Genomic DNA, 13,655 nt, shown 5'->3' on the forward strand with positions numbered 1-13,655 from the left:
CCTGACATGCCCCGCTACAAGCTCGTCATCGAATATGACGGCGCGCCCTTCTGCGGCTGGCAGCGGCAGGCGGAAGACCCGACCGTGCAGGGCGCGATCGAGGCTGCCGTGACCCGCTTCTCCGGCGAGGAGGTGCGGCTGACCTGTGCCGGCCGCACCGATGCCGGCGTGCACGCGACCCATCAGGTCGCCCATCTCGACCTCGCCCGGGACTGGCGCACCGACACGGTGCGCGATGCGCTGAACGCCCATCTGCGCCCTCATCCGGTCGCGGTGGTCTCGGCGGAGGTGGTGCCGGAGAGCTTCGACGCCCGCCACTCGGCAATCCGCCGGCACTACCGCTACCGCATCCTGAACAGGCGCAGCCCCGCTGCCCTGACTCGGGCTCATGTCTGGCACGTGCCCTGGCCCCTCGATGTCGGGCTCATGCAGTCGGCGGGGAACAGGCTCCTCGGCCGGCACGACTTCTCCGCCTTCCGCGCCGCGGAGTGCCAGGCCAATTCCCCCGTGCGCACCCTCGAACAGCTCGACGTGACCCGGCAGGGCATGGGGCTGCACGAGGAGATCGTGGTCGCGACTTCCGCCCGCTCCTTCCTGCACCATCAGGTCCGCGCCATGGTCGGCACCCTGATGCTCGCTGGCTGCGCCCGCCTCAGCGCCGACGACGTGGCCGAGATCCTGGCCACCAAGGCCAAGCACCGCTGCGGCCCGCTGGCCCCGGCCTGCGGACTGACGTTTGTGGGCGTGGATTACGAGGGGAAGTAAGCTTCCAGCACCCGCCCGTAGATCGCCGTCAGCCGCTCCAGATCCGCCACGGCCACCCGCTCGTCGACTTGGTGCATGGTCTCGCCCACGAGGCCGAACTCGATCACCGGGCAGGCATCCTTGATGAAGCGGGCATCCGAGGTGCCGCCCGTGGTGGAGAGCTGGGGCCGCAGGCCGGTCTCCGCCTTGATGGCGTCCGTCACCAGATCGACGAAGCGGTCGGGCTCGGTGAGGAAGGCGGGGGCGTTCGAGGGCTGCAGGTCGAGGCTGAAGCGCACGGCGTTGCCCGCGGCCGCTTCCAGCCGCCCGCGGATCTCGGCACCGAGGCTGTCGGCGGTCCAGGTATCGTTGAAGCGGATGTTGAACACCGCCTTGGCCGAGGCCGGGATCACGTTGGTCGCCGGGTTGCCGACATCGATGGTCGTGAATTCGAGGTTCGAGGCGTCGAAATGCGCGGTGCCGCCGTCGAGCGGATCGGCGATCAGGGCCGAGGCGAGGCGCAGGAGGCCGGGAATCGGGTTCTCGGCCCGATGCGGATAGGCGACGTGGCCCTGGCGCCCGTGCACGGTCAGCGTGCCGGTGAGCGAGCCGCGCCGGCCGATCTTGATCATCTCGCCGAGGGTGGTCGGGTTGGTCGGCTCGCCGAGCAGGCAATGGTCGAAGCGCTCGCCCCGGGCCCTGGCCCAGTCGAGGAGCTTCACGGTGCCGTTGATCGCCGGCCCCTCCTCGTCCCCGGTGATGAGGAAGCCGATCGAGCCAGAGAAATCATCGCCTCGCGCCTTCAGGAAGGTGAGCGCGGCGGAGAGCATGCAGGCGATGCCGCCCTTCATGTCCACGGCACCGCGGCCATAGAGCTGGCCGTCCGCGATGTTGCCGGCGAAGGGGCCGTGCGTCCACTGCGCTTCCGCTCCCGTGGGCACCACGTCGGTATGGCCGGCGAAGAGCAGGTAGGGGGCGCCTGTGCCGAAGCGGGCATAGAGGTTCTCGATGTCCGGCGTCCCTTCCGCCGAGAAGACCGGCCGCTCGACCGCGAAGCCTGCCTCCGACAGCAGGCCGGCCAGGAGCGACAGGGCGCCCCCCTCCTCCGGGGTGACGGAGGGGCAGCGGATCAGCGCCTGGGCGAGGGCGAGGGGGGAGGTGTCGGTCATCATGTCGGTCTCGAGCCTGATGCTGGCCTAGGCCGCACGGCGAGCCGGCGCAACGGCGCTTCCTTGTCGGCCCTTCGCGGCTTACATCCGTCTCATGGCCCTCTCGTCCGACGAAATCGAACGCTATGCCCGCCACCTCGTGCTGCAGGAGGTGGGTGGCCCCGGCCAGGCGAAGCTGAAGGCGGCCCGGGTGCTGGTGGTGGGAGCCGGCGGCCTCGGCGCGCCGCTGATCCAGTATCTCGCCGCGGCCGGCATCGGCACCATCGGCATCGCCGACGACGACACGGTCTCGCTCTCGAACTTGCAGCGGCAAGTCATCCATGGCACGCCCGATCTCGGACGGCCGAAGGTGGAGAGCGCGGCCGAGGCCGTCGCCCGCCTCAACCCTCATGTCACGGTCGAGGCGCACCCCTTTCGGCTGACGGCGGAGAACGCGGCCGGGCTGATCGCACGCTACGACCTCGTCGCCGATGGCTCGGACAATTTCGCGACCCGCTACGCGGTCTCGGATGCTTGTTTCCGGGCGCAGCGCCCGCTGGTGACCGCAGCGCTCGGGCGCTTCGACGGCTCGCTCACCACGATCCGCGCCCATGAACGCGGCCCCGATGGCAGCCCGAACCCGACCTATCGCTGCCTGTTCCCGAACCCCCCTCCCCCCGGCGCGGTGCCGGCCTGTGCTGAGGCTGGTGTGCTCGGGGCGCTCGCCGGAGTGATGGGCTCGCTGATGGCGATGGAGGTGATCTGCGCCGTGACCGGCTTCGGAGAGCCGCTGGTCGGGCGCCTGCTGATGGTGGACGCCCGCTCCATGCGCTTCGAGACCCTGGCCTATGCCTGGGACCCGGAAAACCCGCTCAATGGAGACCGGGCAGGAGCGGCGGCTTAGAAGCGGCGATCACGCCTGCCTCGAGGCAGCACTTCTTGTACTTCTTGCCGCTGCCGCAGGGGCAGGGATCGTTGCGGCCGACCCCCTTGTAGGGATTCGTCACCGGCTGACCCGCCGCCTCGTCGGTCCAGGCCAGGGCCGTTACCGGATCGTCGAGATAGGCGTAATGGCCCGGCTCGAAGCTGCTCAGATCCGGCGGCGCGGCGCTCGCCTGCCGCAGCGCCTTCCGGAACCAGGCCGCATCGCTGTACGCGTCCGTGAGGCGCCCGTCCCGCCGTGCGGCTTCCGCGCGGGGCGCCAGCCCGGCGATGCCGAGATAGGCGATCGTCTCCTCCCAGCCGATCCAGGCCGGATCCTCCTCCACCGCCGCCCGCCCCTCGTCGAAGCGCACGAGCAGGGCCGTCGCGGCCTCGCGTGAGATGCGACCCTGCCGGGTCAGGAAGCCGAGCGCGGCGAAGGCGGAATTGCGCACGAAGCCGTCGACCGTGCTGTCGAGGATCAGCCGGCCGAGCCCGGCGGCGTCATCGTCGAAGCAGGAGGCGAGGATCGCGGGCAGCGTTTCGGTGGTGGCGTCGCCGAGGAGGGCGTCGATGGCCTCGCCGTCGCTGCGCAGGAAGCGCAGCAGCGGTGCGAGGACCCGGGTGTCGCGTGCGGCGGCGAGGGCGTGCAGTCCCCAGAACAGCAGGTTCGCCTCGCCGTCGTCGAGGCAATCCGAATCGCCGGCCGCCTTGTCGAGCAGGGCGAGCACCGGCTCGGCGATGGCCTCCGGCTGCGCGACCGCCCGTTTCAGGGCCTCCACCGGACGGTAGCGCTCCTCCGAGAGAACCGCGACGAGATCCGCGTCCATGGCCGCTCCTTGTCGTGTTCGCGGGCGGTGCGAGGGGCGGGTCACGCCCCTCCGCACCGCGCTCCCGGTCAGGTCCGCAGGGTTGCGCCGGTCTTCTTGGCGACCTCGGCGACGATCTTGGCGCTCACCGCCTCGATCTCGGCATCGGTCAGGGTCTTGTCGATCGGCTGGAGCCGGACCGCCACCGCAACCGACTTCGATCCCTCCGGCACGCCCGGTCCCTCGTAGAGATCGAACACGTCGACGCCCACGATCAGCTTACGCTCGGCGGCCTGCGCCGCCTTGAGCAGGTCGGCGGCGGCAACGTCGCGGGAGACGACGAAGGCGAAGTCGCGGGACACCGCCTGGAGATCCGAGAGGGCGAGCGGCGGCTTCACCTTGGTCGGCTTGTATTTCGGCAGGGGCAGCGCATCGAGCACGATCTCGAAGGCGACCAGCGTCCCCTTCAGGTCGAGCGCCTTCATCACCCGGGGATGCACCTCGCCGAAATGGCCGACCACGCCCTTCGGTCCGAACTGGAGCGTGCCGGAGCGGCCGGGATGCAGCCAGGCCGGGCCGCTGGCCACGACCTGCAGGCCTCCGGTCGGTACGCCCAGGGCCGCGACGAGGGCGAGGGCGTCGGCTTTGGCCTCGAAGGCGTCCACGGCCTCGGCCGTGCCGCTCCAATGGCGCCCGCCACCCTCGTGGCGGGCATTGCCGCGGCGGATGCCGGCGGCGCGGATGCTCTGGCCCTCCGGCTGGTCGTTGGCGAAGCACTGCCCGACCTCGAACAGGGCCACGTCGCCGAAGCCGCGATCGGCGTTGCTCTGGGCGGCGCGCAGCAGGCTCGGCACCAGACTCGGGCGCATGTCGGAGAGATCGGCCGCGATCGGGTTGGCGAGCGCGAGATCCGCGCCGCCGCCGCCGAAGAGCACGGCATCGTCATGCGGGATGAAGGACCAGGTCACCGCCTCCAGCATGCCGCGGGTCGCCAGCGCCCGCTTGGCGAGGCGCGTGCGCTTCTGCAACACGGTGAGCGTCGGCTTGACGACCGTGGCCTCCTTGCGGGGCAGCGGCTTGGACTCGATGCGATCGAGCCCGGCGATGCGCACGATCTCCTCGACGAGATCGGCCTTGCCTTCAACGTCCGGCCGCCAGGAGGGAGTGAGCACCTTCACCCGGTCGCCGGAGCCGGCGAGATGGAAGCCGAGAGACTCGAGGCTCACCTTCATCTCGGCCCGGGACAATTCGATACCGGCGAGGCGACGCACTTCCGTCCAGGGAAAATCGATGATGTGCTCGTTCTCCGGGACTTCGCCGGTGACGGTCGCCTCGCTCGGGGTGCCGCCGCAGAGGTCGAGGACGAGGCGGGTGGCGAGGTCGAGGCCCGGCAGGGCGAAGGCCGGATCGACGCCGCGCTCGAACCGGTAGCGGGCATCGGTGACGATGCCGAGCCGCCGTCCGGTCCGGGCGATGTCGCGTGGGTCCCAGAGGGCGGATTCGATGAGCACGTCGGTGGTGCCCTCGTCGCAGCCCGAGGCCTGGCCGCCCATGATGCCGGCGATCGACTCGACGCCGCGCTCGTCGGCGATCACCACCGCGTCGTCGAGGCGGTAGGTCTTGCCGTCGAGGGCTTCGAGCGTCTCGCCGGGATGGGCACGGCGGACCACGAGGCCGCCTGCGACCTTGTTGGCGTCGAAGACGTGGAGGGGCCGTCCCCGGTCGAAGGTGACGTAGTTGGTGATGTCGACCAACGTGTTGATCGGGCGCAGGCCGATGGCGCGCAGGCGCTTCTGCATCCATTCCGGCGAGGGGCCGTTCTTCACGCCGCGCACGAGCCGCAGGGCGAAGAGCGGGCAAGCGCCCTCGTCGCCGGGACCGAACTCGCGGCGCACGGTCACCGGGCAGGCGCCCTCCCCCCGTACCGGCGGCAGGGGGGCGGATTTCAGGGTGCCGATACCGGTGGCAGCGAGATCCCGGGCGATGCCGTGGATCGAGGCGCAGTCGGAGCGGTTCGGGGTCAGGTTGATCTCGATGACCGGATCGTCGAGCCCGGCCCAGAGGGCGTAGGGCGTGCCGATCGGCGCATCGGCGGGCAGGTCGAGGATGCCGTCATGATCCTCGCTCAGGCCGAGCTCGGCCCCGGAGCAGAGCATGCCGCGGCTCTCGACACCGCGAATGGTGCCGACGGAGAGGGTGATGTTCTTGCCCGGCACGTAGGTGCCGGGAGGCGCGAAGACCGAGAGCATGCCGGCGCGGGCGTTCGGCGCGCCGCAGACGACCTGCAGCGGCTGGCCGTCGCCGGAATCGACGGTGCAGACCCGCAGCCGGTCGGCATTGGGATGCTGCTCGGCAGTGAGCACCTTGGCGATGACGTAGGGCCGCAGGTCGGCCGCCTTGTCGGCGATGCCCTCCACCTCCAGCCCGATCCGCGTCAGCGTCTCGGCGATGGTCGCGAGCGAGGCCTCGGTGTCGAGGTGGTCCTTGAGCCAGGAGAGGGTGAACTTCATCGGTCCTGTCCTTCGGCACGCGGGCGTGTCGCGACGCGCCCGGCCGGCGAGGAAGAGAAAGGCGTCGGCGTCAGGCGGTCAGCCCGCCCACAAGGCTCGGCACGTCGAGGGGGCGGAAGCCGTAATGCTCGATCCAGCGCACATCCGCCTCGAAGAAGGGGCGCAGGTCCGGCATGCCGTATTTCAGCATGGCGATCCGGTCGATGCCCATGCCGAAGGCGAAGCCCTGGACCTGATCCGGGTCGAGACCGCAATTGCGCAGCACGTTCGGGTGCACCATGCCGCAGCCGAGGATCTCCAGCCAGTCCGTGCCCTCGCCGAAGCGGATCTCACCGCCTTTGCGCGAGCACTGGATGTCGACCTCCGCCGAGGGTTCGGTGAAGGGGAAGAAGGAGGGCCGGAAGCGCATGGTCACGCCCTCGACCTCGAAGAAGGCCTTGCAGAACTCCTCCAGCACCCATTTGAGGTTCGCGATATTGGCGGAGCGGTCGATCACCAGTCCTTCGACCTGATGGAACATCGGGGTGTGGGTCTGGTCGGAATCGTGCCGGTAGGTGCGGCCGGGGATGATCACCCGCAGGGGCGGCTCCTGGGCGCGCATGGTCCGGATCTGCACCGGCGAGGTATGGGTGCGCAGCACCTTGCGCTTGCCGAGATGGTCGGGCGCCAGGAAGAAGGTGTCGTGCATCTCCCGCGCCGGGTGCCCCTCGGGGAAGTTGAGCGCGGTGAAGTTCAGCTCGTCCGTTTCGACGTCCGGCCCCTCGGCGACGGAGAAGCCCATATCGGCGAAGATCGCGGTGATCTCGTCGATGACCTGGGAGATCGGATGGATGCGACCGCGCACCTGCGGCGCCTCGCGCAGGGGCAGGGTGACGTCGACCCGCTCCGCCTTCAGGCGCGCCTCGAGGGCGGCTTCCGCCAGGGCCTCGCGCTTGGCTGCGATCGCGCCGCTGACCCGGTCGCGCAGGCCGTTGATCAGGGGGCCGCGCTCACGCCGCTCCTCCGGGCTCATGGCGCCCAGAGTCTTGAGCAGCTCCGAGACGCTGCCCTTCTTGCCCAGCGCGGCGACGCGCACGGCTTCCAGGGCCGCCTCGTCACCGGCCTGCCCGACCTGCCCGACGAGGTCGCGTTCGAGAGCGTCGAGATCCATCACCGCTGTCCTTCGAGATCGTCGCGGGTGCTTTTGCGCGTCGCGCGCCATCCTGCAAGGGCGGTGTCGCGACGGGAGGGTCCGGCCGCGCGGTGTGGCCGGAAAAGAGAAAGGCGCGGCGCTGTCCGCGCCGCGCCTTTATGGAAAAACGTCGGCTCCGCCCGTCCGGGCAGAATCCGGATCAGGCAGCCTTCGGGAGCGCGGCCTTGGCCTTCTCGACGACGGCGGCGAACGCGGCCGGCTCGTGGATGGCGAGCTCGGAGAGCGCCTTGCGGTCCACCTGGATGCCCGACTTCGACAGGGCGTCGATGAAGCGGGAATAGGTCAGGCCATGCTCGCGCACGGCGGCGTTGAGGCGCTGGATCCAGAGGGCGCGGAAGGTGCGCTTCTTGTTCTTCCGGTCGCGGTAGGCGTACTGGAGACCCTTCTCCACCGCCTGCTTGGCGATGCGGATCGTATTCTTGCGGCGGCCGTAATAGCCCTTGGCGGCCTTCAGAACCTTCTTGTGCTTCGCGTGACTGGTCACGCCACGCTTGACGCGGGCCATGGGAGATCTCCTGGAATTCTAGAAAACAGATTCGGCGTTTGCGTGAAGGCTTACCGCTGGTTCGGCAGGAAGTACTTCTTCACGTTGGCGGCATCGCCCTCGAACAGGGTCGTGGTGCCGCGCAGGTTGCGGATCTGCTTCGTGGTCCGCTTGATCATGCCATGGCGCTTGCCGGCCTGGGCATACATCACCTTGCCGGTGCCGGTGATCTTGAAGCGCTTCTTGGCGCCCGACTTGGTCTTCAGCTTGGGCATTTGGCTCTCCTGAACGCAACGGCGTCCCGGCCGGAGAGCCGGGGCCTTGCGCGTGAATGCTGCTGGAGCAACGAGAACCGCCACGGCAGCCCTATCGGCCGGGCGGTTCGACGCGGAGCGGCTTATGGCAGATGCTTTCCCAGGTTTCAATGCTTGCGGTGCACGCGCGTCGCAAGCGCGGCCTGCTCGGACGCGCCCTCCTGGCCTGAGGATTGCGGGTGTCTAGGCGTGGCCGCCCTGGCGGCAAGGGGGGAAGCGGAACCATAAACCTCGGCTGCGGGTTTCGTTCATGTCCCGCTCAGGCCGTGTCGGTAAAACCCTGCGCAACACTTCGTTCGTCACAGGAGACGTTTTCGTGCGCATCGCTCAGGTCGCTCCGCTAGCGGAAGCTGTTCCCCCCAAGTTCTATGGCGGCACCGAGCGTGTCGTGTCCTGGCTCACCGAAGAACTCGTCCGTCAGGGTCATGACGTGACCCTGTTCGCCAGCGGCGATTCCCAGACTTCGGCCAAGCTCGCGGCCTGCCATCCGGAAGGCCTGCGCCTTCTCGGCTACCGGGACCACACCGCCGGCCACCTCGCCATGCTGCACCATGTGCATCGCCGGGCGCATGAGTTCGACGTGATCCACTTCCACATCGATCTCCTGCAGTACCCGATGTTCGAGGACCTGTACCACAAGTGCCTCACGACCATGCATGGTCGCCTGGACGTGCCGGACTTCATGCCGGTCTACCGGACCTTCACGGGCATGCCGCTCGTCTCGATCTCCGACAACCAGCGCGAGCCGATGCCGGAGAACTCCAACTGGCTGGCCACGATCCATCACGGCCTGCCCAAGGAGAACTGCCCCTACTATCCGGAATCCAAGGGCGGCTATCTCGCCTTCCTCGGCCGCATCTCCCCGGAGAAGCGCCCCGACCGCGCCATCGAGATGGCCAAGCGCTCGGGCATCCCGCTGAAGATCGCCGCCAAGGTCGACAAGGCCGACCAGGATTACTGGGACGAGGTCATCGAGCCGATGATCCACCACCCGCTGATCGAGTATATCGGCGAGATCAACGAGGAGCAGAAGAAAGACTTCCTTGGTAACGCCCTGGCTCTCGCCTTCCCGATCGACTGGCCGGAGCCCTTCGGTCTGGTAATGATCGAAGCCATGTCCGCCGGAACTCCTGTCATCGCCTTCCGCAACGGCTCGGTGCCGGAAGTGATCAAGGATGGGGTTAGCGGGTTTATTGTCGACACGCTGGATGAGGCCGTGGAGGCCTGCCGCAAGATCAAGGACTTGCCCCGTGCCGGCGTACGCGGCCACTTCGAGGGCCGCTTCACGGCGGAGGTGATGGCTTCGAAGTATCTCGCGGCCTACGAGCAGCTGCTCGCGGGGGCGAGCAACGTGATCAAGCTGCCGACCGCGGCCGCCTTCACCCCCCATTACGGCGAGGCCAACGGCTCCCGCCCCACGATCAACGTCGCCGCGATGCCGGCCTGAGGCCGCGCCCCGCGAAGAACCTTCGAGAAAGGCGGCGGGAGCCCCTCGCCCTCGCCGCAACATCGCCTAACTGTCGGTTCGAAACAGGGCCGCCGGCTCGCAGTCAGCGACCGGCGGCCTTGTCTTTGCGAGGCTGCGCGCGGCCGCCTTCCGGGAGGCGCGGCGCCCGCGCGAGCGGCCTTGGCGAGGCATGACCCCGAATTCGCAGGAGAGGCGGCACATGGCGGCAGGCACGGCGGCACAGGGTCCCAAGCACGCGCGCGAGGCGGCAGGGTCGGCGGGGTTCGTCGATGCCGACGAGGCGCTGCCGCAATACCACATCGAGGCCACGACCTCGCTGACCGACCGGCCCCTGCGCTCGCTGAAATACGGCGAGGCCTTCGCCGTCCTCGACGCCTACGGCGATATCGGCTGGGTGCCCGGCGCCGAGGGCCTGTACTTCCAGGACACGCGCTACCTCTCGCGCCTGGCGCTGACCATCGAGGATCAGCGCCCAATGATGCTGTCCTCCGCGATGCAGGACGACAACGGCGCGCTCAGCGTCGACCTGACCACGCCGGACATCCGCCTCGACGCCCATGACGAGACCTCGATCCCCCGCGAGCTGATCGCGATCGAGCGCACCAAGTTCCTGTATCGCGGCGCCTGCTACGACCGCATCGGCCTGCGCAACTACGACACCCGCACCCGCCGCCTGCGCATCGGCGTGACCTTCGACGCCGATTTCCGCGACCTGTTCGAGGTGCGCGGCACCGACCGAAGCCATCGCGGCAAGCGCTCCGTGCTGGTGGCGAGCGAGACCGAGGTGCAGTTCCGCTATGCGGGCCTCGACGAGATCGTGCGCACCACCTCAGTGCATTTCGGCCCCAAGCCCGTGAAGCTCGAGCCCGGTGTGGCGGAGTTCGAGGTGACGCTGGCGCCCGGCACCCACAGCTCGCTCTTCCTGCGCGTGGCCTTCGACGCGCACCGCGCCTACACCTCGGCCCCCGGCCCGGTGAAGGCCGGCGAGGAGGCCGCCGCCGCCCTGTCCCGGGCCGCGGGCAGCTTGGCCGACCGGCCGGCCCGGCACCTCACCGAGGGCCGCATCTTCGCCCGCGCCTATCGCGACAACCGCCGCGACCAACGGGCCCTGACCGCGGGCATCACCACGATCATCTCCTCGAACGACCAGTTCAACGAGGGCCTCTGCCGGGCCACCGCCGATCTCTACATGCTGGCGACCCGCACCCAGGAGGGCGTCTACCCCTTCGCCGGTATCCCCTGGTACTCCACGGTGTTCGGCCGCGACGGCATCATCACCGCGATGATGGCCCTCTGGATCGATCCGAATTTCGGCAAGGGCGTCCTGCGCTTCCTCGCCGCGACCCAGGCCAAGACCGTCGATCCAGAGGCCGACGCCCAGCCCGGCAAGGTCCTGCACGAGACCCGGCGCGGCGAGATGGCGATGCTCGGCGAGGTGCCCTTCCGCCACTATTACGGCACCATCGACGCCACGCCGCTCTTCGTGATGCTGGCCGCGCAGTATTACGCGATCACCGGCGACCGGGGCACGATCGAGGCGATCTGGCCGGCGATCGAGCTGGCGCTGGACTGGATCGACACCTACGGCGACCGGGACGGCGACGGCTTCGTGGAATATGCCCGCGAGACCGAGAAGGGGCTCGCCAACCAGGGCTGGAAGGACAGCCACGATTCGATCTTCCACGCCGACGGCGCCATGGCCAAGGGGCCGATCGCCCTGTGCGAGGTGCAGGGCTACGTCTACGCGGCCAAGCGCGGCGCGGCCCGACTGGCGAGCCTGCTCGGCAAGGACGAGCTCTCGAACCGGCTCTCCGCCGCCGCCAACACCCTGCGCGAGAAGTTCGACGCCGCCTTCTGGTGCGAGGAGATCGGCACCTACGCCCTCGCCCTCGACGGCGAGAAGCGGCAATGCGCCGTGCGCTCCTCCAATGCCGGCCATGCCCTGTTCACGGACATCGCCCTGCCGGAGCGGGCACCGAAGGTGGCCGCGCAGCTCCTCTGCAACGACGGCTTCAACGGCTGGGGCATCCGCACCATCGCCAAGGGCGAGGCGCGCTACAATCCGATGTCCTACCACAACGGCTCGATCTGGCCGCACGACAACGCGATCTGCGCCCTCGGCCTCGCCCGCTACGGCCTGAAGGCAGAGGCGGCCCGGGTGTTCCAGGGCATGTTCGACACCAGCCTCTACTACGACCAGAAGCGGCTCCCGGAACTGTTCTGCGGCTTCATGCGCCGGCGCCAGCGCGGGCCGGTGAACTACCCCGTGGCCTGCTCGCCCCAGGCCTGGGCGGCGGCGGCACCCTTCGCCTTCCTGGCCGCCTGCCTCGGCCTCGAACTCGACCACGAGCGCAACCGGATCCGCTTCCGCGACCCGATCCTGCCGCCCTTCCTCGAGGCGGTGCACCTGTTCAACCTGAAGCTCGGCGAGTCGCGCGCCGATCTGCGCCTGCACCGGCACGACGATGACGTCACCGTCGCGGTGACCCGCCGCGTCGGCGACGTGCAGATCTCGCTGCTGAAATGAGGGGGCCGGGCTGCCCTGCAGCCCGGCGCCTCACCGGGGCGAGGCGATCATCGGAGGCGGTGACGAAGGCCCGCCTGGTCGAGCGGATCGTATCGCCGGACCGGGACAGCGATCCGGCCAGAAACGAACGAGCCCGCCGCGGCGAACCGGGCGGGCCGACATGGCAGGGCTTGGGACGGCTTTGGCTTACCGGCGGCGGAAGCGGCTCTGCGTGACCGTCGTCGTGTTGCCGCCGACCGTCTTGCTCTCGTGGTGGTAGTCCACATGGGTCGCGCCGTTGCCGATGCCGCGCTTGATGTCGTTGAACATGCGGTCGAGGTCTCCGAACGCCGAGCGGGCGCCGCCATGGACCTGATCGAGAGCGTCGTCGGAAAGAAGAACGGGCTGGGCGCCGATGGTCTGATCGGTGGTCATCGCGGTCATGTTACTGTGGGTCATGGGAAGATCTCCTGATGTCGATGCGACGTCTTGTTGGCGTCTGTCGTGATTGACACCGGATCGCCCCGGCTTGGCTGTGTTCGGGAGCACGTGGCCACGTTTCGCCGCCGCGGCGATCCACAGGGACACCGGGGGCGCCCCCCGTCACCCGGCCGGACCCTTCAGCAGACAGGATCGGGCCGGCATGAGCCTCGATCCGATACGACACGCATCACCGCCCATGGGCTTGGGCGCGACGTGGCGCTCCCGGGCGCGTGGTCCGCTCCGGCCGCGCGTGCGCTCAGGCCGCCTTCAACTGTGGCGCCAGCGGGACGGCCCGCTCGCGGTGCAGGGCGAGGGCGAGGCCGGAGAGGGTCAGGAGATCGCAGGTCAGCCCGAAGGGCGAGCCGACGAGCAGGTTGTGCCCGGCCCAGCAGGTCGAGCTCGCCAGGAAGAAGCGGCGCATCGCGGCGGTCCGGGTCTGGAGCCGGCCGGTGGTGGCGAGCAGCGCCCCGATCCCCGCGCAGGCCGAGGGCCAGCCGGCCCAGGTCGCGGCGGTCAGCGCCATCACCACGAGAAAGCTCAGGGCGAAGAGCGGCCCCAGCCAGCCCGGACGGCGCCCGTCGCGCACGAACTGTGCCGAGAGCAGGCTCTGCATCACCGAGATGCTGCACATGGCAGTGCCGGTCAGCGCGCCGAGACGCAGGAAATGCAGCGCGAAACAGGCACTGCACAGCGCCGACATCCGAAGAATCCAGCTGCGCCGGGGCATCAGGCCCGCGCCGAAGCCGCAACACAGTCCGAGACTTCCGAAGATATCGATCTGCGCCGTGACCGATGTCAGCGTAGGGAGGGCCGTCTCGAAAACAATCATGGCGCGTACTTGCGGCGCCGGAATGGCGCCTGTTCTGCATCACGCGCTAGGCTCGCATGGTAACCGCTTTCTTAACGGCCCGAACACGGCGGGGTGAGCGTTGCCGCGCTGCCGCATCGGCCGCCTGCATGCGGTTGAAATCAGCCCGACGCCCAGCGCAGCCCGAAGCTGGCGCTGATGATGCATGTTAGGCGACCCAAGCCGATCGCCTGCCGAGTTCGATGCACCTTCGTTCGTTGTCCCAGCC

The 13,655-nt window shown here is 69.2% G+C and carries 12 protein-coding genes; 4 read left to right on the forward strand and 8 right to left on the reverse strand.

Annotation, left to right across the window (positions count from 1 at the left end; genetic code table 11):
* Nucleotides 1–6 precede the first annotated feature (6 nt).
* Nucleotides 7–765 carry a tRNA pseudouridine(38-40) synthase TruA gene (truA, locus tag MMB17_RS24305; RefSeq protein WP_241100553.1) on the forward strand — a complete coding sequence of 253 codons (759 nt, stop codon included), beginning with the start codon at nt 7–9 and terminating at the stop codon, nt 763–765.
* Here truA and dapE read toward each other — a convergent pair.
* Nucleotides 750–1,916 (reverse strand): succinyl-diaminopimelate desuccinylase, encoded by a 1,167-nt coding sequence (gene dapE, locus MMB17_RS24310; RefSeq protein WP_241100554.1) that lies wholly within the window; start codon nt 1,914–1,916, stop codon nt 750–752. The two genes, truA and dapE, sit on opposite strands and share 16 nt — an antisense overlap.
* Nucleotides 1,917–2,007: 91 nt before the next feature.
* On the opposite strand from dapE, the gene MMB17_RS24315 reads away from it, so the two are divergent.
* Entirely contained in the window at nt 2,008–2,796 is a 789-nt protein-coding gene (locus tag MMB17_RS24315; RefSeq protein ID WP_241100555.1) for a HesA/MoeB/ThiF family protein, read from the forward strand.
* On the opposite strand, the gene MMB17_RS24320 is transcribed toward MMB17_RS24315, so the two are convergent.
* The 5 genes from MMB17_RS24320 to rpmI all read right to left on the reverse strand — a co-directional run bounded on the left by MMB17_RS24320 (nt 2,765) and on the right by rpmI (nt 8,083).
* Nucleotides 2,765–3,643 (reverse strand): DUF1186 domain-containing protein, encoded by an 879-nt coding sequence (locus tag MMB17_RS24320; protein ID WP_241100556.1) that lies wholly within the window; start codon nt 3,641–3,643, stop codon nt 2,765–2,767. The two genes, MMB17_RS24315 and MMB17_RS24320, sit on opposite strands and share 32 nt — an antisense overlap.
* A gap of 68 nt (nt 3,644–3,711) precedes the next feature.
* Nucleotides 3,712–6,132 (reverse strand): phenylalanine--tRNA ligase subunit beta, encoded by a 2,421-nt coding sequence (gene pheT / locus MMB17_RS24325; RefSeq protein ID WP_241100557.1) that lies wholly within the window; start codon nt 6,130–6,132, stop codon nt 3,712–3,714.
* Nucleotides 6,133–6,202: 70 nt separating this feature from the next.
* On the reverse strand, nt 6,203–7,282 hold the full coding sequence (gene pheS, locus MMB17_RS24330; RefSeq protein ID WP_238310019.1) for a phenylalanine--tRNA ligase subunit alpha: 1,080 nt from the start codon (nt 7,280–7,282) through the stop codon (nt 6,203–6,205).
* Nucleotides 7,283–7,463: 181 nt separating this feature from the next.
* The gene (rplT, locus tag MMB17_RS24335; protein ID WP_238310018.1) at nt 7,464–7,829 is read right to left on the reverse strand and encodes a 50S ribosomal protein L20; all 366 of its coding nucleotides are present in this window, start codon (nt 7,827–7,829) and stop codon (nt 7,464–7,466) included.
* A gap of 50 nt (nt 7,830–7,879) precedes the next feature.
* On the reverse strand, nt 7,880–8,083 hold the full coding sequence (gene rpmI, locus MMB17_RS24340) for a 50S ribosomal protein L35 (protein WP_056244427.1): 204 nt from the start codon (nt 8,081–8,083) through the stop codon (nt 7,880–7,882).
* Between the two features lie 355 nt (nt 8,084–8,438).
* On the opposite strand from rpmI, the gene MMB17_RS24345 reads away from it, so the two are divergent.
* Together MMB17_RS24345 and MMB17_RS24350 are read left to right on the forward strand one after the other, a co-directional pair.
* Nucleotides 8,439–9,569: a glycosyltransferase family 4 protein gene (locus MMB17_RS24345; protein WP_241100558.1), complete on the forward strand. Its 1,131-nt coding sequence runs from the start codon at nt 8,439–8,441 to the stop codon at nt 9,567–9,569.
* Between the two features lie 220 nt (nt 9,570–9,789).
* Nucleotides 9,790–12,117 carry an amylo-alpha-1,6-glucosidase gene (locus tag MMB17_RS24350; protein WP_241100559.1) on the forward strand — a complete coding sequence of 776 codons (2,328 nt, stop codon included), beginning with the start codon at nt 9,790–9,792 and terminating at the stop codon, nt 12,115–12,117.
* Nucleotides 12,118–12,303: 186 nt separating this feature from the next.
* On the opposite strand, the gene MMB17_RS24355 is transcribed toward MMB17_RS24350, so the two are convergent.
* Both MMB17_RS24355 and MMB17_RS24360 read right to left on the reverse strand, forming a co-directional pair.
* Complete coding sequence (locus tag MMB17_RS24355; RefSeq protein ID WP_241100560.1) at nt 12,304–12,555, reverse strand: hypothetical protein; 252 nt, start codon at nt 12,553–12,555, stop codon at nt 12,304–12,306.
* A gap of 280 nt (nt 12,556–12,835) precedes the next feature.
* Nucleotides 12,836–13,408 (reverse strand): YgjV family protein, encoded by a 573-nt coding sequence (locus tag MMB17_RS24360; RefSeq protein ID WP_338041753.1) that lies wholly within the window; start codon nt 13,406–13,408, stop codon nt 12,836–12,838.
* Nucleotides 13,409–13,655: the final 247 nt, after the last annotated feature.

The organism is Methylobacterium organophilum (assembly GCF_022533465.1).
Lineage (GTDB): Bacteria > Pseudomonadota > Alphaproteobacteria > Rhizobiales > Beijerinckiaceae > Methylobacterium > Methylobacterium organophilum.

Bases quoted from the DNA above. Each gene is read 5' to 3' on its own strand.
- truA (WP_241100553.1), top strand. From the start codon at position 7: ATGCCCCGCTACAAGCTCGTCATCGAATATGACGGCGCGCCCTTCTGC.
- MMB17_RS24350 (WP_241100559.1), top strand. From the start codon at position 9,790: ATGGCGGCAGGCACGGCGGCACAGGGTCCCAAGCACGCGCGCGAGGCG.
- MMB17_RS24315 (WP_241100555.1), top strand. From the start codon at position 2,008: ATGGCCCTCTCGTCCGACGAAATCGAACGCTATGCCCGCCACCTCGTG.
- MMB17_RS24320 (WP_241100556.1), bottom strand. From the start codon at position 3,643: ATGGACGCGGATCTCGTCGCGGTTCTCTCGGAGGAGCGCTACCGTCCG.
- rplT (WP_238310018.1), bottom strand. From the start codon at position 7,829: ATGGCCCGCGTCAAGCGTGGCGTGACCAGTCACGCGAAGCACAAGAAG.
- pheT (WP_241100557.1), bottom strand. From the start codon at position 6,132: ATGAAGTTCACCCTCTCCTGGCTCAAGGACCACCTCGACACCGAGGCC.
- MMB17_RS24360 (WP_338041753.1), bottom strand. From the start codon at position 13,408: ATGATTGTTTTCGAGACGGCCCTCCCTACGCTGACATCGGTCACGGCG.
- pheS (WP_238310019.1), bottom strand. From the start codon at position 7,282: ATGGATCTCGACGCTCTCGAACGCGACCTCGTCGGGCAGGTCGGGCAG.
- rpmI (WP_056244427.1), bottom strand. From the start codon at position 8,083: ATGCCCAAGCTGAAGACCAAGTCGGGCGCCAAGAAGCGCTTCAAGATC.
- MMB17_RS24355 (WP_241100560.1), bottom strand. From the start codon at position 12,555: ATGACCCACAGTAACATGACCGCGATGACCACCGATCAGACCATCGGC.
- dapE (WP_241100554.1), bottom strand. From the start codon at position 1,916: ATGATGACCGACACCTCCCCCCTCGCCCTCGCCCAGGCGCTGATCCGC.